The organism is Lysinibacillus sp. 10T31 (assembly GCF_056394365.1).
In genome coordinates this window covers 174,719-196,050 of sequence record NZ_JBFTHS010000003.1, presented here as the reverse complement: position 1 = coordinate 196,050, position 21,332 = coordinate 174,719, and the positions used below count along the sequence as shown (strand labels likewise).

The following is a 21,332-nucleotide window of genomic DNA, read 5'->3' as shown; positions in this document are numbered from 1 at the left end:
ATGATAATAATTAGATTTACATTATTGTATATTGCAATCTTCATACCCAGCGACGGATAGTTGATTCTCCAATTCTAATTCATTGGGTGCATCTTGCAACAATGTCTCTAGTGGTGTATCGAGTTGGTCCTTGAATTTTTGCTTGTTTCATAAGCCAATCGTTTCGTTCTTCTCATAAAACTACTTTGAAAAACAGGTTTTTAACGTTACCTGTAATTCATATATATAGAGTAAAAGCTAATAGGAGTAGAAATCATTGGACAAACAAAATAGCAGATATAGATGGGTTGTATTTGTTTCTGTATTATTTACTTATTTGTTAATGGCGAGTCAACGAACCGCCCCGGGATTGATTACAGACCAATTGATGCGAGATTTTAACGTAACAGCATCAACGATTGGGTTATTGACGAGTATACAATTTTTTGTATACACGAGTTTGCAAATTCCAATGGGGATTTTAGCTGATCGATTTGGGCCCAATTTTTTTCTAATTATTGGTGCTACTCTTACAGGTTTAGGTACAATTATTTATAGTCTGGGTACATATGAATTCGTCCTATTTTTTGCCAGAATACTAACTGGGGTAGGGGATGCGACTATATGGGTTAACATGGTGCTAATTTTGGCCCAATGGTTTCAACCAAAGGAATTTGTTCGATTAATTGGCCTGGCGGGCATGACAGGAAGCCTTGGTTTCTTATTGGCGACAGTACCTTTCTCCACATGGATACTTTTATTTGGTTGGAGGGTAACATTTTTCTCAGTAGGACTACTTTTATGTTTATGTGGCATTCTCCTTTATTTTGTACTTGTAAAAAAAACAAAACAAATTTTGGGGGATGAGTGGGTAGTTGATACAGCAGAAGTGCAACGTGAAAAAACATCAGTTTTGCTACGAAGAATATTTTCAAATCCGCAAGCGTGGGCTCTATTCTTTTGCCATTTTGGGGTAGTCGGCGGTTATGTAGGGTTTATCAGTTCGTGGGCAGTACCATATGGGATGAATATGTATGGAATGACTCGTTCAGATGCCAGCCAGCTGATTATGATCGGTCTTATCGGGGCCCTTATTGGAGCACCTCTAGCTAGTTGGATTTCAAGTCGGTTAGAAACAATTAGAAGACCGTATATTGTCGTTCATATCATTGTTTTATTAGGGTGGTTTTCTTTCCTTTTATGTAATGGGCATCCTTCCTTTTTCTTTCTAATTATTATTTTCTTTATCATTGGCTTTGGATATGGGGCAAGTGCATTAACCTTTGCAGCTGTACGTCAATCTTTTAATCTGAAAGAATCAGGAATAGTTTCAGGGATTGCAAATACGGGCGGCTTTCTAAGTGCTGTATTGCTACCCATCATTTTTGGATATATATTGGATCATTTTCAATCAACTTCAGGAAATCTATTTGATGGATATTACTATGGTTTCATCACGCCAGTTATCTTCTCCATCGTTGGTTTAATTGGAGTGATTTTATTAAAGGAAAAACGCCAGAGCGTAAATAATAATAACAAGCAGGGATAAAGAGCATGGAAGCAAAACAACCATGGTGAAGGAAATCCTGATGTTTTCTGTATAACATACTTAGAGAAATAAGCACTTTCGCTTATGATTCAATTTTACAGTACTCGGTCAGTCGAGGTTCTGTACAAATGGATTGTATGTGGAGGTGCTTTTTTTCTTCCAGGGCTCCTTGTTCTTGTATTGGTCTGGCCATACATATAGAGTAACGCATAATGACCTGATCCAACATGTACATAACATCAAGCACAATTGACATATAAAAATCCTAATCCGTACACTAAGTACATTGTTTTTTTGTCTATTTATCATCCTAGAACCTCCTTGATGATGGTACATCGATAGAATAGTAGAGAAATGTAGTTTAATACTGAGTGGTCCAACCACAATTCGAGTAAAAGTTCTAATAAGACGGGGTTGTGAAGCAAGGGGAATCATCATTTTGCAAGGCAGTGCTGGGAAAGACCATATTCATTTGTTACTATCATGCCCACCAAGTTTGGCACCAAGCAAAATCTTGCAATATCTAAAAGGAAGATCGTCAAGACTGTTGTAAGACGAATTTCCTGAATAAAAAAAGATATTGGGACCAACATCTATGGGCGATGGGATACTTTTGTGTGACAGTTGGTACAGTAAACGAGGAAATTATAAGAAATTACATTGCGAAACAATTTAATGAACATGAGAATGATGTTTTCTGTATTGAAAAATGAGTTTAGTCCATATTCAGTGTGCTTGAGCACAAGAGCTTTGAGAAGGGCTTCAGCCTTAATATAAAAGACTTTAGTCGTGGACATTCATGACAAAATCCACCTGCTGTAGCAGGTGGTAATTTAAAGCACTCTTATCGTAACTGATGTTAAGATAAGAGTGCTTATTTTTACTTATTATGCATTATCTACCGAATATTTTAACTTGAACGCCATTACTTAAATCACATTAATCATTGAAAATGCTTGTCATTTTCTCTGCAACCTCTTCGGTAATCGCAAGAAATCGTTTGGAAATTGATGTCATGTAACGATCCTTAAGTGTAATTATATTAAGTTTTGTTTGTAACACTGGATTTGCTAGTGGTCTAAGTACCGGTAAATCAGGAGAATTAAGTAGCTTGAAACAGCTAGGTACAAAACAAATTCCTGCGCCTTTCATTACCATCATAAGTGTTGGTAATGTTTCTGTCCCCCAGTAAACGACATTAGGCGTAAATCCACTTTTTTGGCATGCCTCGATCACATCATCAGCAACACCCGATCCATAAGATGTTGTATTTAAAAGAAATCGTTCGTTTTTCAAGTCTGCAATATCAATAGAATCTTTTTCACATAGATGATGGTTGGGTGGAAGAGCTAAAAGTAAAGGTTCTGTTAGTAGTGTTGAAGTATGGATGTCCTCCGCTCTCACTGAAGTTCGGACAATTCCAATATCTATTTTATGACTTCTTAGTTCTTCTAAAATATATGATGTATTACCCTCGCGAACATGTGTAACTATGTTAGGAGTTTCCTTTTGAATTTTTTTTAAGACATTTGGCAAAATAAATAGATTTGCTGAAGTAGTACAACCCAATTTCACAGTACCTCTAATTCCTTCATGAAACTCGACTAATTTCTTCTCCGTATTCTCAGATAAATCAAGTAATTCTTTTCCTTTTTCATATAAAAATACTCCACTTGGTGTTAATTCAAGAGATCTACCTAAACGATTAAACAAAGTGACATTTAATTCTTGTTCAAATTTTCTAATTAAAATACTTAAGGGGGGTTGAGTCATTTGCAGTGCAGTAGCAGCTTTTGTAATGCTACCTTCCTCAACTACTGTAATAAAACAATGTAAACGATGAAGGTTCATTTTGATAACTCCTCCTTTTAGTATTCATAAAATATATGGAAGTCATATAAATATTATAATTTACATTATAAAAATGTAAAGATATACTATTTACATAATTAAGAATAGTTAGAAAATTGAACTAAATTGTATTTCAGTTTTAAGTTAGTTGATATCAGAGTGTGTCTATCCAATCGCAAAATATTAATCTATTAATGGAGGTTTTATCAATGACAACTAAAATTACTCAACAATCAAAAACTGTAGAGTTAGCTAAACTGGACAAAAAGCACTTGCTACATCCAGCTACAAATCCGAAGGCTTTAATTGACAATGGACCGCCTATTATTTTTGTTAAAGGTCAAGGCGTTACAGTTACAAGTACGGATGATGTGGAATACATCGACGGGATGTCAATGCTTTGGAACGTGAACTTAGGACATGGGAATCAAGAACTTGCAGATGCTGGTAATAGTCAATTATCTACCCTCGCGTATGCATCATCATTTAAAGGATTCTCAAATGAACCATCCATTCTACTTGCTGAAAAATTAGCTGAGTTAGCACCAGGAGATTTAAATAGTGTATTCTACACTTCTGGTGGGTCAGAATCAAATGATACAGCAATTAAATTAGCTCGTTTCTACTGGGAGCTTAAAGGGAAACCAGAAAAAAGAAAGATTATTGCGCTAACGAATGCTTATCACGGTGTAACAATAGGAGCGCAAACAGCTACTGGTCTTGCAGCATACCACAAGTTCTCATCATCAAATATAGACGGAGTTGTTCGTGCAACAGCCCACCTATTAAACAGCGAGTTAGGTGATAAAAGTGACCCGAACTATGCAGATTCTATCCGGGGAACAATTGAAAGAGAAGGTGCGGAGACGATTGCCGGAATTATTATTGAACCTGTGCAAGGTGCGGGCGGAGTTAATATTCCACCAGAAGGTTACTTAGAAGCAGTTCGTAAAATCTGTGACGAGCACAATATCCTTTTCATGGCAGATGAAGTTATTTGTGGATTTGGTCGTACGGGGAAAATGTTTGGTGTAAACAACTGGAATGTTGTCCCTGATATGATGTCAATTGCAAAAGGAATTACGAGTGGTTATTCGCAACTTGGCGGGGTCATGATGAATGATGAAATTAGAGAAACAATTGCTAACTTCGATGCTGTTATCCCACATGGTTTCACATATAGTGGCCATCCGACTGCTTGTGCGATTGGACTGAAAAACATTGAAATACTAGAGCGTGATAATATTATTGACCACGTAAACGAAATGGAGAAAGAACTTAAAAAAGGTTTAGATTACTTAGCTGAAAAACATAGTATTGTAACAAATTGCAGAGTAATCGGTCTGTTGGCTGCATTTGAACTTCATGAAGATCCAACAAGTGGAAAATTGTTTGATCCAACTGTTTTCCCAGCAAATGCGGTAGTTGACGCATGTTTCAATCGCCAATTAATAGTAAGAGCGCTTGGAGCATATAACCAAATTGTGGCAATTGCGCCACCGCTTATTATTAACAAAGAAGAAATTGAAAAAATGATTCAAATTATAGACGATTCGATTACTGCTTTTAAAAATACACGCAACTAAACTATTCCTATAAAGTAAGTTTAGTAGTGGTGGTTATAGTTAAAAAAGGGGAGGTTCTCTAGTGCTTTATATAAATGGTGAATGGCGAGATACAGGAAATAAATTAGATGTAACAAATCCTGCGACAGGAGAAATAATTAGAACTGTTGCTACAGGTGGTAAAACTGAAACTAAAGAAGCAATCGAAAGTGCGAAGAGAGCATTTGAATTCTGGGGTAAGACAACTGGAAATGAGCGCAGCAACTACCTGTTTCAAGTGGTTCAATTGATGAAAGAAAAAACAAAAGAATTAGCTGAAACAATTACACTTGAAAATGGTAAGCCTTTACCAGATGCTACTCGTGAAGTAGCAGGTGCGATCGGCTACCTAGAATGGTATGCAGAGGAAGCTAAGAGAATTTATGGGGAAACAATTCCTGCATCTGCAGCTGATAAACACTTAATGGTAATTCGCGAACCTGTTGGGGTATGTGCAGCTATTACACCATGGAATTTCCCGTTATCGATGATTACAAGAAAAATTGCACCTGCACTTGCTGCAGGTTGTACGATTGTTTTAAAACCGGCTGACTTAACTCCTCTTTCGGCGATAAAAGTATTCGAATGCTTTCATGAAGTTGGACTACCTGCTGGAGTTGCAAACCTGGTAATTGGCCCAGCTGAAGAAATTGGAAACGAGATGACGAGTAACCCAGACGTTCGTAAAATCACATTTACTGGCTCGACGCGTGTGGGGAAAAAACTTATCCGTGATTCGTCTGATACAGTGAAGAAAATATCAATGGAGCTTGGTGGACACGCACCGTATATTGTGTTTGAGGATGCTGATATTGACGCAGCAGTTAATGGTATCTTAGTGTCTAAGTTTATTAACTCAGGTCAAACTTGCATTAGCACCAACCGGATTTACGTAGCAGAAACTGTAGCTGATGAATTTTCAGGAAAGTTAGCTGAAAAGGTATCTAAATTAGTTGTAGGAAATGGATTAGAAGATGGCGTAAATGTCGGTCCAGTAATTAATAAAGTGGCTCTTGAAAAAGTGAAAAGTCAAGTAGAAGACGCTGTGAAACATGATGGTAAAGTAATTGCGGGTGGTAATGTATTTACATTAAATAATGGTAGCGGTTACTTCTTTGAGCCCACAGTTATTCAATATGCAAGCGATAATATGAAGATTACTACAGAAGAAACATTTGGACCAGTTGCACCAATTTATACATTTAAGACGGAAGAAGAGGTAGTTGAAAGAGCAAACCATCCTGAATATGGTCTTGCAGCTTATTGTTATACGCGAGACATTGGTCGAGGCTTACGAATGATGCGTGCTTTAGAGTTCGGAATTGTTGGTATTAATGATCCAGCTCCAGTGGTTGTACAAGCTCCGTTTGGTGGTATGAAGGAAAGTGGAATGGGGAAAGAAGGCGGTTGGTACGGACTTGAGGAGTACTTGGAGAAGAAGTTTGTATCGATTTATTTAAAATAATAAAAAATGTTACTAATCTAGGTAACTAAATATATTGTAGTAGACTTATCTACATTCTCCATGTCTCCGATACATAGTTTCTAAAGAATGTATGGGAGACAGTCTACACAATTAATAAAGTAATAAACTTTAATTTAATTCCAATAAAATAAGAGGGTGAATTAATTATGCCTAAAGCAAATTTAAAAAATAATGGACAAGAAATAGTTGTCCGCAATATTTTAAAAGAGGATCTTGCTGAAGTTGCTGCACTTTCTATGAAGTGTTTTGGACCTGATATGGCATTAAAATATGAACATTTTGAAAGTCAGATTGAGTTGTTTCCAGAAGGTCAAATTTGTCTAGAATATAACGGTAAAATTGTAGGAACCGCTTTAAGCCTAATTGTAAATTTTGAAGATTACGGAGATAGTCACTCATATTTTCAAATCTGTGATTTAGGATTTATTCGAAATCATAACCCTAATGGTAGAAACCTATATGGTATTGAAATTGGAGTACACGAAGATTTTAGAGGGTTACAATTAGGACGTCATTTGTATGATGGCCGAAAAAGAATATGTGAGAAACTTAACTTAGAAAATATCTTAGTAGGTGGTCGTATACCTTTTTACTATAAATATGCTGAGCAGATGAGTGCAGATGAGTATGTACTAGAGGTAATGAAAGGGAAAATATATGATCCTGTATTAACATTCCAAATGAAAAACGGATACGTATTAAATAAAGTAATGCCAGGCTATTTACCTGGGGATGTTGAGTCATTAGAATATGCAACACTTTTGGAATGGAAAAATCCAGTTTACAAGCTTAAATTAGTATGAGTCTTTTGTCCGTTATGTTCGCCTATTTTAATAGGCGAACAGTGGATGCCCATTGCTTATTTCGATTATTAACTTCTTTAGTTATGTAAGCGCTTTCAAATAATTGTTATAAGAGTTCCATTAGAAGTAAATCTTAGGTAAAGGGAGGAGTTATAAATGGTTATCGCTGATAAAGTTATTTCGAGTGAAGCAGTATTTACAGGTTTAGAAAATGAAGCAAAGCCAGCTGCTATTGCGATTAAAGGTAACAAAATCATTGCGGTAGGTTCGATGGAGGAAATAAAACCATTTATAGGTTTAGACACGAAGGAATATCATTATGGCAACCAACTCATTATGCCAGGATTTCATGATGCGCACCTTCATCTCATGTTTGGTAGTCTTTTCTCGCATGCAAGTATCAATTTATCGGATGCTCATTCGGAAGAAGAAGTTGCTAGTTTAGTAAAGCAATTCTCGGAAAACGTGCATGCTGATGAGTGGATTATAGGCTATGGATGGGATCATACAAATTGGGCAGAGAAATGCTTGCCGACACGTTTTTCTTTAGACAAAGTAGTTCCTAATCGCCCGATTATTCTTTTCCACGCAGAAGGTCATTATTCGTGGGTTAATAGTTTAGCACTTGAAAATGCTAGGGTTACAAATGAAACTGAAGATCCTCCTAATGGTACGATTCAAAAAGATGAAAATAATGAAATCACAGGAATTCTTCTTGAAACAGCAATGAATTTAGTTGTGGATATTGCTCTCGCATTTCCGGATAAACGGAAAGAAGAATTGTTTGAAGAGTTCTTAAAAAATTCAGCTCAATTAGGCATTACATCAGTAAATGATTTGTTTGCAAGTAGTTTTGATAAGTTAAATAGTTTCGATATGTATAAGGCATATGATGAAGCTGGCAAACTTACGACTCGAATACATCTTTACCCTGAGTTAAATGATGATATAGATAGAGCGATAAGCTTGCGTGAAAAGTACAATTCCGAAAAATTACAGCTTGCAGGACTTAAGCAGTTTATTGATGGCGTTGTAACTGGACATACCGCATACATGTTAGATCCTTACTTAGACAAACCTATAACACGAGGGAGTACTGCTTTTCCTGTAGAAACGATCAAAAACTGGGTGACAAAAGCGGACAAAGAAGGATTTCAAATTCGCTTCCATACAATTGGTGATGGCGCAGTTAGGCTTGCTCTAGATATATTTGAAGCAGCAAGGATGGATAATGGTGTAAGAGATTCACGACATGCGCTAGAGCATATTGAAGTGATTCATCCGACAGATATTAAGAGATTTAAAGAATTGGGGGTTGTTCCATCTGTACAGCCTTCTCATCTAGCATTGATGCCAAAAGAAAGTCATACTTTGCGTGTCGGTAAAGAGAAAGACCCTTATACGTATTTATGTAAAACGTTATACGACGCAGTCGAGTATATTGCTCTTGGTACAGACTATCCAATAGCAACATTAGATCCTTTTAAAGAAATTTTCCATGCGATTACGAGACTAGACTTTACTGGTGATTATGAGTGGAATAGTCAAGAGCAGATAACACTCGCAGAAGCGTTGAAAGCGTATACAAAAGGTTCAGCATACAGCACATTCAGAGAAAACGATTTGGGTACATTAGAAGTTGGAAAATTAGCAGATATTATTGTACTAGATAAAAACCTCTTTGAAGTAGAAAATAAAGAAATTCTTCAAACGAAAGTTTTGTTAACAATTATGGATGGTGAAGTTGTTTATCTTCATTCAGCAGAAAACTCCCACCTCTACAGGTGGTGAGATGAATGCGGTATTGGTTCCTTTTCAGTGGGTGTCCAAACACCTACTGAATGAAGATAAAGCCTCCGGCGGATGTCACGGATTTTGAAAGGAATGAATTGTGCGGGCACAATTCAAAATCCGGACGCAATTACGCCAAGGCGAAATTGATAGTGAATCAGTCTACTATCCTACTATTTTAGTTAATTGATCATTTTACCGGGAAGATTTTTTTATTACTATTCGAGGAGTGAAAAAAAATAAAACATCCAGTTAATTTGTCTAGATCGCTTTCTTTAACGTCAGTTGTTGTTACTGGGACGGCCTTTATGGCTTTAACTACAGTGTTTAGCACATACGGCATAGCCTCTAAAATATCTCATGGTATGGTCGCTGGATCGTATGTACTTGCATTAATTGTGATGATGTTTACGGCTCATAGCTATGGTCAAATGGCAAAAGCGTACCCCATTGCGGGATCTGCCTATACCTATGCGCAAAAAGCTATTAATTCTCATGTTGGTTTCTTAGTGGGATGGGCAATTTTAATGGATTATCTCTTGATCCCAATGGTTAACTTTTTACTATTTGGTATTTTCTTTTCAGCTGCTATACCTGAAGTTCCACAGTATGTTTGGATACTTACATTAGTCGTTCTTGTGACGTTTGTAAATGTTAGAGGTGTAAAGTTAAGCGCAAATATCAACATGATTGTAACAGGCTTATCGGTATTATTTATAATTGTCTTTTGCATCTTATCAGTTAAATCAATAGTAACTGGAACCGGGACTGGCGTTTTATTTAACCTTGATCCCTTTATTAATACCGAGGAGTCATTTAAGTATATAGTTGCTGGTGCTGCACTATTATGTTTCTCTTTCCTCGGTTTTGATGCAGTTTCTACTTTTTCAGAAGAAGTAAAAAATCCGGAGAAAAACATACCGCGTGCAATATCTTTAGTAACAATAATTGGTGGATTATGTTTTGTAGTCGTATCTTATTTTGCACATAATGTTTGGCCAGATTATACGAGTTTTAAAGATGCTGATTCTGCTTCCTATGAAATTATTTTCCTAGTAGGCGGGAATGCCTTACAAGCAGCATTCCTAGCAAAAACTGCAGTGGTTGTATTTGGTTCCGCGTCCGCATCTCAAGCAAGTGCTGCACGTGTATTATACGCAATGGGAAGAGATGGACAATTACCTAAAAATTTTTTTGGAAAACTAAATAAAAGAACGAGAACCCCGGTTAACAACATTTTATTAATTGGTCTTTTATCATTATCTGCATTGTTTTTAAGTCTAAACTTTGTCGCGTCTTTCATTAATTTTGGCGCCCTACTTGCATTTACTGTTGTGAATCTATCCGTTGTTTTTTTATATTACGGTAAGCGAAAAGAACGCTCCTTAAAGGGGATTATCTTCTATTTGATTTTTCCATTAATCGGAGCAGTACTTACAACTTGTTTGCTTTTCAACCTAGATGTTTATTCGATTGCTCTTGGTAGTGTTTGGTTAGGAATTGGTGTTATTTATTTATTATTTATGACAAAAGGTCTTAAGCATAAACCACCAGTGCTCAAAACAGATGAGATTGATTCGTCGCAGTTTAATGAAGCAGCTAAAAATATGTAAAGGGGATAGATGAATGACAGATAACACTACGCTCAAAAGGTCATTAGGTGTTTGGTCAATTGTTGCACTGGGATTAGGATATATGACGCCTACAGTGGTCTTTGATACGTTTGGAATTGTATCAAAATTAACAAATGGTGTAGTACCAATGGCGTATTTAGTCGCCTTGTTAGTAATGGTATTGACAGCGATTAGTTATGGAAAGATGGTACAGGTATTCCCGGCTGCTGGTTCAGCATATACATACACCCGGGAAACAATGGGGTCACACCTAGGATTCCTCGTAGGATGGGCATCGTTATTAGATTATTTATTATTACCCTTAGTTAATGCATTAATTATTCGAATATATATGGAATCTCTGTTTCCGAATGTACCTGTTTGGATTTGGGTTTTTGCTTATGTCATTGTAGTTACTGCAATTAATGCTTATAGTATGGAATCAACATCCAGCTTAAACTTTATACTCGTTGTTTTCACGATTTGTTTAATAGGTATCTTCATAATACTTGCTTCTGTTCAACTTTATCACGGTATGGGAAATGGTACTTTATTCACCATTCATCCACTATCACATGAAAATGTAAAATTAATAGCCGTTTTAACTGGGGCAACAGTAGTAGCTTTCTCGTTTATCGGTTTCGACGCAATAACAATGTATACGGAAGAAGCAAAGGATACATCAACAGTTCCTAGAGCAATCCTTCTAACTGTTTTAATCGGTGGGGGTATTTTCTTTATTGCTTCTTATTTTACACAAGCATTATTCCCGGATGTTTCTGTGTTCGAAAATGTAGATGATACATTGCCGGAAATTGGTTTATATGTAGGAGGGAAGTTATTCCAACTGCTTTTCATTGCAGGAGCTTTCGCTGCTACTGTAGCTTCAGGACTTGCATCTCATGCAAGTGCATCTCGTTTGCTGTTTGTTATGGGCAGAAATGGTGTACTTCCTAAAAAAACTTTCGGATACTTACACCCTAAATTTAGAACGCCTGTTTTTACGATTGTTTTGACGGGAATCGTATCATTATTTGCAATAGGACCAAATTTAGAATTAATTGCTTCAGTCATTAACTTTGGGGCATTAATTGCATTCACATTCGTTAACCTAGCTGTTATTGTTCATTTCTATATTCGTCAGAAAAGGAGATCAGGCAGTGAAACCTTTAAGTACTTAATTATGCCTTCTTTCGGAGCATTAGCTACTGGAGTTCTTTGGTATCATTTACACGCTGATGCATTTATAGGTGGAATCGTGTGGCTTATAATCGGAATCATTTACATGCTGTTTATAACAAGATTCTTTAAAAAAGAACTTGGAAGCATGGACTCTATTGATGACTTGGAGTCATTAGATAAAGAGATTTTTAATGAAGATAAGATTAAAGTCTTGAATTAACTATTTAGAGGATGAGAATCTCTTAGATAATCTTCCTCTTTTTAATGACACAAGAAGTAAATAAAGGAGTGATTGCTTTGAAAGAAAAAATTCGACTGTATATAGAAGAAAATAAAGAAGAATTATTTAAAACAATTCAAGATGTCGTACGTATAAAAAGCGTTGTTGGTAATGAACAAGAGATGCAATTATACATGAAAAAAAAATATGAAGAACTTAACTTGATTTTGCATGAGATTGAACCAAAATATGAGAAGGTTTCAGCTCATGAAGCGTTTATTGATTCAGGTATTCCGTTTGAAGACCGAAAAAATATTATCGGAATACATAAAGGTGTCTCCAATGGTAAGTCATTAACGATTCATGGGCATGTAGATGTTGTTTCTCCAGAACCATATTCAAACTGGACGATGGACCCATGGAGTGGAGATATTATTGGAAACAAGTTATACGGTCGAGGCTCTGCCGATATGAAAGCAGGACTTATTTCAAATTGGTTCGCATTGAAAACATTAATTGATTTAGGTTATCCAATTGCTGGAGATGTTCAGCTACATTCAGTAATAGAAGAAGAAGCTGGTGGTGGAGGCGGAGCTTTAGCATGTTTGGAGGAAGGCTTCGTAACAGATGGGTACATTTCGACAGAGCCACATAATTTGAATATGACAATAAGTCATGGGGGGATTATGTATTTCCGAGTGTACGTAAAGGGAAGAACAGCGCATGCTGGTTTAGCGCATGAAGGCATAAATGCTATTTCAAAAATGATGAAAATCCTTAGTGCGCTGGATGAATTAAGTGAATGGCGTGCTAAAAATGTTAAGTTTGATTTATTTGAAAAGGGGTCTGGACAGTCCGTTCACTTAAACTTAGGTGTACTAAAAGCTGGGGACTGGGTATCGACAGTTCCAGGGGAAGCGATCCTCGAAGGAAGAATTGGTTTTATCCCAGGGGAAACTCGCGAAGAAATTAAGCAACTAGTACAAGACACGATTATGAAATCTGTCTTGGGCGATGAGTGGATGGATAAAAATCCACCTGTTATAGAGTGGTTTGGATGGTCAACGGAGCCATGGTATCAAGATCCTGAGAACCCTTTTGTAAAATTATTCATCGAAAATGCAGAAGATGTTATGGGACATCAAGTAATAACGGTTGGAAGAGCTGGAGGAAATGATGCACGATTTACTCAGTATTACGGAAAACAAGGATTGTGCTTTGGGCCAATTGGAGAAAATATGCATGGACCAGATGAATGTGTTCATTTAGATAGCGTAGTAGAAGTAACTAATGTTTTGGCAAATTATATTATTAAGTGGAGCGAGAGTTAATCATCGTTAACTTTTGGGAATATCCATTTCAAACTAATATAGGAAAACCATTTAATAAATATTGAGAAGATGGCACTTATGAATAATCAGCCTAGCACTGCTAGTACAACCAAACGAATAAGTGAGGATTATTTGTACACTAAAAAAACTTTTAATCGGGAAATTATTAGTGTGGAAAATTATTTGATAAAACAAATCTCTCTTAACAATTAAATCAACGAAAAAATTCCTATATTCAAAATTGATTGAAAATTAAATTAATTTATTTCCGAGATGTAAGTAAATCACATTTTAGTAGTTGGCAAGCTGATTGTTTATTAATTGTGACTGTATTGTTTAAAAACATTTAAAAGAGAGGATGTATTTATATGAAAAGAAATTATTCTGTTGAAGAACTTAAAGTGTTAGACCAAAAGCATTTTCTACACCCTACTTCACCAGTAAAGACGGAAAATGGACCGGCATTTATTTTTACAGAAGGAAAAGGTGTTTATCTGTATGATATTACAGGTAATAAAGTTATTGATGGAATGTCTTCACTTTGGAATGTGAATATCGGACATGGTAGAACAGAACTTGGTGAAGTAGCGAAGGAACAAATGGATAAATTAGCCTTCAGTTCTTGTTTTGCAACGTTTAGTAATGAGCCTGCTATTCTATTAGCAAAAAAGTTAGCAGAATTAGCACCTGGTGATTTAAATACTACATTTTTTACGTCCGGTGGTTCCGAATCCAATGATAGCGCCTATAAATTGGCTCGTCATTATTGGATATTAAAAGGGGAAACTTCTCGAAAAAAAATTATCTCAAGATCGAGATCTTATCATGGGGTGGCAATCGGTGCTACAAGTTCGACGGGTTTAAAAGGATTTCGTGATTTTACAAATTCTAATGCACCGGATTTTCTATTCGTAGATCATTTCTCCATACAGGCTTTACGTGATTTGATTGAAACTGAAGGTCCAGAAACAATAGCTGCTTTCATCACCGAGCCAGTACAAGGTGCAGGGGGAGTGCATGTTGCACCAGATAATTATTTCAAAGAAATTCGTGAAATTTGCAATGAGTACGGTATTTTGATGATAACTGATGAAGTTATCACAGGATTTGGTAGGACGGGTAAGTTCTTTGCGATGGAACATTTTAATGTGGTACCGGATATGATGTGCTTTGCAAAAGGTGTTACTAGTGGATATGCACAATTAGGTGGTGTAATGATCTCAGAGAAAATACACCAAGAATTTTCTGAGTTATCAGAAGGAACTATATTGCATGGATACACTTATAGTGGTCATCCAATGGCCTGTGCAGTTGGGTTGAAAAACATTGAAATTATAGAGAAAGATAATTTAGTAGCAAATGCAGAAATTCGTGGTCAAGAGTTATTAGCAGGGTTAAAAGTATTACAAGCGAAGTATCCATTTATTGTAGATGCAAGAGGTTTAGGTTTAATGGCAGGTATAGAAATCTCTTATGAAGGAAGACTCCTCGCTCCGCAAATAGTGACAGAGGCAGCAAAGTTGGGATTAATATGTCGCTCTGTTGTACTAGATGCTCAAGATATTGTTGTATTTTCACCACCATTATCAATAAGCCAAAAGGAGTTAAGAGATTTATTGGATATTCTAGAAAAAGCGATTCAAGAAGTAGAGAATCAGGTATTGGTAAATAAGTTGTAATACGAAAGGTGAGGTAATTATAATGAGGAAAAATTTATTTATCAATGGGGATTGGGTGGAAGCAGCAGAGTATACAGAATTACGCTCTCCATATAGTAGCGAGGTCATTGCAGAAATACCGAAGGCAAATGTCGAGGAAGTAGAAGCAGCTTTAGTAGCTGCCGATGCTGCACGTAAAACGATGGCGAATATGCCTTTGTATAAGCGTGCGATTATTCTTGAAAAATTAGCTTCTTTATTAGAAGCACGTGCTGAAGAAGCAGCAGAGCTAATAGCACTAGAAGCAGCTAAGCCTATTTCAACCGCCAAAGCTGAAGTTCAGCGTACAATTCAAACGTATAAATTTGCTGCTGAAGAAGCAAAGCGAATACACGGAGAAACAATTCCTGTGGATGCTGCCCCTGGTGGAGACGGGCGCATTGCCTATACAGTTCGTGAACCATTAGGCATCGTGGCAGCTATTACACCTTTTAATTTCCCAATGAATCTAGTAGCTCATAAAGTAGGGCCAGCAATAGCATCAGGTAACACGGTTGTATTAAAACCTGCAAGTCAAACACCATTAACTTCCTATTTTATTGGTGAATTATTAGTAGAGGCAGGATTACCGAAGGGTGCGTTAAATATCGTTACTGGTGCAGGTTCTTTAATTGGTAACAAATTAGTCACGGATAATCGCGTGAAAAAGATTTCTTTTACAGGTAGCCCCGCTGTAGGTATTGGCATACGCAATCAAGCAGGTCTTAAGAAAGTAACGCTTGAATTGGGTTCTAATGCGGCTGTTATTATCGATGAAAATGTTAATATTGATAAATTAATTCCACGTGTCGTTTCCGGTGCATTTGCATTCCAAGGGCAAGTATGTATTTCAGTTCAACGAATCTATGTTCACGAAAAAATGTATGATTTGTTTGTAGATAAATTTGTAGCAGCTACAAAAGAGTTGAAACTTGGTGATCCCCTAGATCCTACAACGGATGTTTCAGCCTTAATTAGTCCACAAGATGTAAAACGAACATTAAGTTGGATTGAAGAAGCAAAGGGGCAAGGGGCAATTATTGCAACTGGTGGAGAAACTGAAGGAAATATCTTACAACCTACCGTACTATTAAATGTAAAACCGGAGCAGAAGGTTTCCTGTCAGGAGGTATTCGCACCGATCGTATCTATTATGAAGTTTACATCTATTCAAGAGGCATTTGATCAAGTAAATGACTCCAAATATGGTTTGCAAGCTGGTATTTATACAAATAATATCCATATTGCTTTACAGGCAACGCAAAAACTCCATGTAGGTGGTGTCATTATAAATGATATTCCTACATTTCGTTTAGATCATCTACCATATGGTGGCGTAAAGGAAAGTGGTATGGGAAGAGAAGGGCTGAAGTACGCAATTGAGGAAATGACAGAAATGAAACTTGTCGTTATAAACCAAAACTAATAAAAAAATAGGTAGGAGGAAATATAATGATAATTGGTGTACCTAAAGAAATAAAAAATAATGAAAATCGAGTAGGAATTACTCCAGCAGGTGTTGTGGCTTACAAAAAAGGTGGTCATGAAGTAATAATTGAATCGAGTGCAGGGTTAGGTAGTGGATTTACAGACCAAGATTATTTAGATGTAGGCGCTCAAATTACTAAATCGACTAAGGAAGCTTGGGATGTTGATATGGTGATTAAAGTGAAGGAGCCGATTCAGGAGGAGTACAAATATTTTAAAGAGAATCTAATTCTCTACACATACCTACATTTAGCTCCAGAGCCAGAATTAACGAAAGCTTTGCTTGAAAGTAAAGTTACTGGAATTGCTTATGAAACAATTCAATTAGATTCAGGTGCCTTACCGTTGTTAACGCCAATGAGTGAAGTTGCAGGCCGAATGTCTGTACAAATTGGTGCGCAGTTTTTAGAAAATTCCAAAGGAGGAAAAGGAGTTCTCTTAGGTGGTATTCCTGGTGTTGCACCTGGAAATGTAGTGATTGTAGGTGCTGGAGTTGTCGGGACGAATGCTGCGAAAATGGCAGTAGGATTAGGTGCAAACGTAACAATTTTAGACGTTAATATTACACGCTTAAGTCAAATAGATGATATGTTCCAAGGACGTGTTCGTACACTTGCATCAAATACCTACAATATCGCTGAAGCAGTGAAAACAGCAGATTTGGTAATTGGTGCTGTGCTAATTCCAGGTTCACGTGCACCACAATTAGTTTCAAAAGAAATGATTCAATCGATGCAAAAGGGGTCTGTTGTAGTGGATGTAGCGGTAGATCAAGGGGGTTCTATTGAAACAATTGATCGAATTACTACTCATAGTAATCCTACTTATGAAGTATACGGTGTTGTGCATTACGCAGTTGCGAATATGCCAGGTGCTTGCGCGCGTACCTCAACAATGGGCTTGTCAAATGTAACTGTTCCATACGGTTTGCAAATAGCTAATAAAGGCTATCGCCAAGCTGCTTTAGATAATCCTGTTTTAGCGAAGGGGATAAACGTAGTAAATGGAAAAATAGTATATAAAGCGGTAGCTGATGCACATGGATTACCATATACGGATCTACAAGTAGAATTAGCAGCAGATTCAACTTCGGCGTTAGCAGTTAAATAGAATAAGAGAAATAATGTTATTTGAAATGAAAAGAAGGTGAAACAGAGCGTAGGACAAAAAAAGAATATCCGCATTTTTTATCTAGTATAGTAATCAAGGGAATCAAAATAAGAAAACAAGCAGGGGTAAAGGGAATGGAAGCAAAGCAACCATTCTCTGCTCCTGTTTTTTATTCCTTTATTAACCTGATTTACAGGGTATAGGCTCATCACCAAAAGTTGTGGATGACATTTGTTAAACGTATCCATTGTATATAAGTTGATTGGAGTAGAGGCTGGGCGACTCCTTGGGGATCAGCGATAGGGGAACGAAGGCTAAAACCATCACGTCCTGTGATAACGCCTTCGTGACCAACATCGTGTTGGCCCGAGACCCTGGAACGAGCAACATAGAGAAACGAAGGCTAAGAGCATCACATCCTGTGATAACGCCTTCGTGACCAACATCCTGCTGCTGCCGCTACGTTGCACTACGCTTTCGCGCAAAAAACATCTGTTGGCCCAAGCGGCTCATCGGACGCCCCCAGGAAGCTTTGCTCTGTGCGAAAGCGAAGCGACAGCAACAATTGTTTTATCTGTGCGAAAGCGTAGCGACAGCAACAACAAAGCGCCCAGTCGGAACGGAAATCAATCACACGTTTTGGTGAAGAGCCAGGGTATATAAAAACAGTAAGATATTAGGTATAATTATTAATTAAGACAAGAAAAATTATGATTAGATTAAATCTAGTATAGAAGGGGGAGAAAACTTAAATTGTCAAATAATAATAAAACGGTTATCCGTTCAATGGATATTTTAAATCTATTTATCGATCATACTGAACTGTCATTTCAAGAAGTAATTGAGTTATCAGGAATCCCTAAAACCTCTGCTTTCCGTATGTTGAAATCTTTCGAGGAAATGGAATTTTTAGAAAAGGGGACTGATGCAAAATATAGGTTAGGCATTCTCTTCCTTAAATTTGGACATCTAGTATCAATGCGCCTAGATGTGCGAAAAATTGCAGATCCAATTATGAATGAGTTACATAATGATGTAAAAGAAGCGATTAATTTAATCGTTCGTGATGGTGACGATGCTGTTTATATCGAGAAAATAGATACGAAGCAAAAAGTTCGACTCTACACAGCAATTGGTAGAAAAAGTCCTCTTTATGCAGGGGCATGCCCTCGTGCTGTATTATCCTTTTTACCGGATGCAGACATAAAGGAGTATCTCGAATCGATAGAACTTAAATCATTTGCAATGGGCACGATTACAGATAAGGAAAGGCTTTTTGAAACGATTGTACAGGCTAGAGAACTTGGTTATACAATCAGCCATTCAGAATTAGAAGATTATACATCTGCTGTTGCAGCACCGATTTACGATCATAAAGGAGAAGTCGTTGCAGCAATGAGTATTGCGGGACTAGAAACCAATTATCGAGGGGAAAACGTTGAAATCTTTGTCGATAAACTTAAGAAGGCTACCGCAGCGATTTCTAAACAATTGGGGTATGAACAGCTTTAAAAAATGGGTAGTCTCAAAAGTCATTTGAGATTACCCATTTTGTGCTGAAATTGCTAACTTTTTTAGAAAACATTACTATATAAATAATCGAATTTTGGACGATTGAATAGCCTCTAACACTTCTATAACCTTTTTAATCGGAGCCCAAATGCTAATTCATTTCGTTTTCTTTCTTGATGTATTAATGCCAATTGAGCTTCTTCAAGAGTGACCTCTTTAAAATAGACTCGACCATTTGCTTGCATTTGTGCTAATGATGGTAAATCGGCAGAAATCACTTGAGCTATTTTAGGATATCCACCAGTTGTTTGACGATCTGCCATTAAAATAATAGGTTGCCCATTGGAGGGCACTTGAATCGTTCCAAATGTAACCCCTTCCGATAATAATTCAAATGGCTCTTTTAATTGAATAGCCTCTCCTTCTAATCGATAGCCCATTCGATCTGATTGTGTTGTGATAGTGTAAGGCGTTGAAAGGAATTTTTTTAAACTCTCCTCATCGAAATGCTCATATTCAGAGCCTCTTATGAAGCGGATTGTTTGCGTTTTTTTAAATGTAACAAAGGATGTGTAATCAGCTGACCAAGAAAGGTTCGTTGGTTCTTTTTTTAATTGTTTAAAAAGATCCTCTCCTAATTCTGATCGTCTATCTAATTCAAAGACATCATTCTTCAACAATTTTCTTCCTTGAAATCCTCCAATTCCAGCACGTATGTAGGTGCTTTTACTGCTCATCACTTTGGGCACTTGAATTCCGCCACTAAACGATACGTAGGCTCGGCAACCATTAATCGCAGTATTAAATTTTAAAACAGAGCCTTTTTGAATTAAAAGTGGTCGCCACATTGGTGCTTCTTTTCCGTCTATTGTAGGTTGTAAATTACCACCTGTAATTGCGATCAGTTCATCAGTTTCAAATAAAAGGGTTGTTCCATAAAGTGTCACCTCAAGAGCACCTTCTCCTTCCGAATTTCCAACAAGTAAATTCGCAATTCGTAAGGAAATTGAATCCATTGCTCCTCCGACGATAACACCAAACTTTTGTAGCCCATATCTTCCTAGGTCTTGAATGGTTGCCAGCATACCTGGCTGTAATACCTTTATGCCCATGTTTTCATCTCCCAATCGCTCTTATATTCTTCCAACGAAATTGGTACAAACTGAATTCGATCACCCGGTTGTAATAAGGTTGGAGGAGATTGTTCAGGTAGAAACAAACGAGAAGGTGTTCGTCCGATGATTTGCCATCCACCTGGAGTTTCTAATGGGTAAATCCCTGTTTGATTTCCCGCAATTCCAACAGATCCCGGAGTAATCGATAACCGTGGAGTTTCTTTACGAGGTGTTGCAATTTGTTTGTCCATTCCTCCCATAAACGGAAAACCTGGAGCAAAGCCTATCATGTAAACAAGATATTCTACAGAAGAATGAATTTTAATGACTTCATTAGGTGTTAAACCATGATAAGAGGCTACAAATTCTAAATCTGGTCCCATTTCACCACCATATACTACAGGGATTTTTACGACACGTTCCTTCGTTGTTTCAACTATGTGAGATTGATTCATTAAAGAAAGAATTGTTGCCTTCACCTTTTCGTAAGGCATTTCTCCTTCTTTTTCTATATTTGAAAAGTATACTTCAATCGGATTGTAATACACTGTCACATTATTATAGGCAGGCACCACTTCGATGAATCCTTCAAATGGATTTCTCTCTAATAAATTCAATATATTTTTAACTTTGTTGTGAATTGCCTCACTGATTCCTTCACCTACATGTATGACTAGTGCAGAATCGCTCAAAGGTCTTATATGTACATTCTCTTTTAAATTCAGCATAAAAACCATCTCCTGAAGTTTCATAATTCGGTATATAAGTTTTAAATAACGGATTATTAAATATTATATTTAAAGAATAAACAAAAACAAGTTTAATTTAAATGAAAATTTTAAAAAAATATTCTTTCTCAAAATTTTAAATTTATACTTTTCAGCAATTATAAAATATGTTAAGATTTTTTTAAATTTCAAAACTTAAGTTCCGAATATCGGTACAAGATATTGTAAACGTATTCATTATAACTACTTAAGTGGGCAGAAAACGGGGAGAAG

The 21,332-nt window shown here is 36.8% G+C and carries 19 protein-coding genes; 16 read left to right on the top strand and 3 right to left on the bottom strand.

Going from position 1 to position 21,332, the window contains the following annotated elements; translation table 11 throughout:
- The first annotated feature begins 256 nt into the window (after positions 1-256).
- The 3 genes from AC1DCY_RS03330 (at position 257) to AC1DCY_RS03320 (ending at position 2,241) form a co-directional block, all read left to right on the top strand.
- On the top strand, positions 257-1,528 hold the full coding sequence (locus AC1DCY_RS03330; RefSeq protein WP_477347418.1) for an MFS transporter: 1,272 nt from the start codon (positions 257-259) through the stop codon (positions 1,526-1,528).
- A gap of 334 nt (positions 1,529-1,862) precedes the next feature.
- A complete protein-coding gene (locus tag AC1DCY_RS03325) occupies positions 1,863-2,081 on the top strand; it encodes a transposase (protein ID WP_477347438.1) in 219 nt (72 codons plus the stop codon).
- 49 nt (positions 2,082-2,130) lie between these two features.
- Positions 2,131-2,241 (top strand): hypothetical protein, encoded by a 111-nt coding sequence (locus AC1DCY_RS03320; protein WP_477347416.1) that lies wholly within the window; start codon positions 2,131-2,133, stop codon positions 2,239-2,241.
- Between the two features lie 226 nt (positions 2,242-2,467).
- On the opposite strand, the gene AC1DCY_RS03315 is transcribed toward AC1DCY_RS03320, so the two are convergent.
- On the bottom strand, positions 2,468-3,379 hold the full coding sequence (locus tag AC1DCY_RS03315; protein ID WP_376077194.1) for a LysR family transcriptional regulator: 912 nt from the start codon (positions 3,377-3,379) through the stop codon (positions 2,468-2,470).
- Between the two features lie 209 nt (positions 3,380-3,588).
- Here AC1DCY_RS03315 and AC1DCY_RS03310 point away from each other — a divergent pair, with 209 nt between their 5' ends.
- From AC1DCY_RS03310 to AC1DCY_RS03250, 13 genes are all read left to right on the top strand, one after another.
- A complete protein-coding gene (locus tag AC1DCY_RS03310; protein ID WP_477347414.1) occupies positions 3,589-4,965 on the top strand; it encodes an aminotransferase family protein in 1,377 nt (458 codons plus the stop codon).
- Between the two features lie 61 nt (positions 4,966-5,026).
- The gene (locus AC1DCY_RS03305) at positions 5,027-6,448 is read left to right on the top strand and encodes an NAD-dependent succinate-semialdehyde dehydrogenase (RefSeq protein ID WP_285395968.1); all 1,422 of its coding nucleotides are present in this window, start codon (positions 5,027-5,029) and stop codon (positions 6,446-6,448) included.
- Positions 6,449-6,615: 167 nt separating this feature from the next.
- A complete protein-coding gene (locus AC1DCY_RS03300; RefSeq protein WP_477347413.1) occupies positions 6,616-7,272 on the top strand; it encodes a GNAT family N-acetyltransferase in 657 nt (218 codons plus the stop codon).
- Between the two features lie 156 nt (positions 7,273-7,428).
- Positions 7,429-9,063, top strand: coding sequence for an amidohydrolase (locus tag AC1DCY_RS03295; RefSeq protein ID WP_477347411.1), 1,635 nt, complete (start codon positions 7,429-7,431; stop codon positions 9,061-9,063).
- Positions 9,064-9,371: 308 nt separating this feature from the next.
- On the top strand, positions 9,372-10,676 hold the full coding sequence (locus tag AC1DCY_RS03290; protein WP_477347410.1) for an APC family permease: 1,305 nt from the start codon (positions 9,372-9,374) through the stop codon (positions 10,674-10,676).
- Positions 10,677-10,689: 13 nt separating this feature from the next.
- A complete protein-coding gene (locus AC1DCY_RS03285; protein WP_477347409.1) occupies positions 10,690-12,078 on the top strand; it encodes an APC family permease in 1,389 nt (462 codons plus the stop codon).
- 77 nt (positions 12,079-12,155) lie between these two features.
- On the top strand, positions 12,156-13,409 hold the full coding sequence (locus AC1DCY_RS03280) for an ArgE/DapE family deacylase (protein ID WP_477347407.1): 1,254 nt from the start codon (positions 12,156-12,158) through the stop codon (positions 13,407-13,409).
- A gap of 368 nt (positions 13,410-13,777) precedes the next feature.
- Positions 13,778-15,088 carry an aminotransferase family protein gene (locus tag AC1DCY_RS03275; protein ID WP_477347406.1) on the top strand — a complete coding sequence of 437 codons (1,311 nt, stop codon included), beginning with the start codon at positions 13,778-13,780 and terminating at the stop codon, positions 15,086-15,088.
- A 22-nt stretch (positions 15,089-15,110) separates the two neighbouring features.
- Positions 15,111-16,532 (top strand): aldehyde dehydrogenase family protein, encoded by a 1,422-nt coding sequence (locus tag AC1DCY_RS03270; RefSeq protein WP_477347404.1) that lies wholly within the window; start codon positions 15,111-15,113, stop codon positions 16,530-16,532.
- Positions 16,533-16,558: 26 nt separating this feature from the next.
- Positions 16,559-17,704 carry an alanine dehydrogenase gene (gene ald, locus AC1DCY_RS03265; RefSeq protein ID WP_477347403.1) on the top strand — a complete coding sequence of 382 codons (1,146 nt, stop codon included), beginning with the start codon at positions 16,559-16,561 and terminating at the stop codon, positions 17,702-17,704.
- A 286-nt stretch (positions 17,705-17,990) separates the two neighbouring features.
- On the top strand, positions 17,991-18,143 hold the full coding sequence (locus AC1DCY_RS03260) for a hypothetical protein (RefSeq protein WP_477347402.1): 153 nt from the start codon (positions 17,991-17,993) through the stop codon (positions 18,141-18,143).
- Positions 18,140-18,367 carry a hypothetical protein gene (locus AC1DCY_RS03255; RefSeq protein ID WP_477347401.1) on the top strand — a complete coding sequence of 76 codons (228 nt, stop codon included), beginning with the start codon at positions 18,140-18,142 and terminating at the stop codon, positions 18,365-18,367. The genes AC1DCY_RS03260 and AC1DCY_RS03255 overlap by 4 nt, the downstream gene beginning before the upstream one ends.
- Positions 18,368-18,457: 90 nt before the next feature.
- On the top strand, positions 18,458-19,216 hold the full coding sequence (locus AC1DCY_RS03250) for an IclR family transcriptional regulator (RefSeq protein WP_477347400.1): 759 nt from the start codon (positions 18,458-18,460) through the stop codon (positions 19,214-19,216).
- A 122-nt stretch (positions 19,217-19,338) separates the two neighbouring features.
- Here AC1DCY_RS03250 and AC1DCY_RS03245 read toward each other — a convergent pair whose 3' ends face one another.
- Both AC1DCY_RS03245 and pxpB read right to left on the bottom strand, forming a co-directional pair.
- Positions 19,339-20,328, bottom strand: coding sequence for a 5-oxoprolinase subunit C family protein (locus tag AC1DCY_RS03245; RefSeq protein WP_477347399.1), 990 nt, complete (start codon positions 20,326-20,328; stop codon positions 19,339-19,341).
- Positions 20,319-21,059, bottom strand: a complete 741-nt coding sequence (gene pxpB / locus AC1DCY_RS03240) for a 5-oxoprolinase subunit PxpB (RefSeq protein WP_477347398.1) — start codon at positions 21,057-21,059, stop codon at positions 20,319-20,321. The genes AC1DCY_RS03245 and pxpB overlap by 10 nt, the downstream gene beginning before the upstream one ends.
- Positions 21,060-21,332 lie beyond the last annotated feature (273 nt).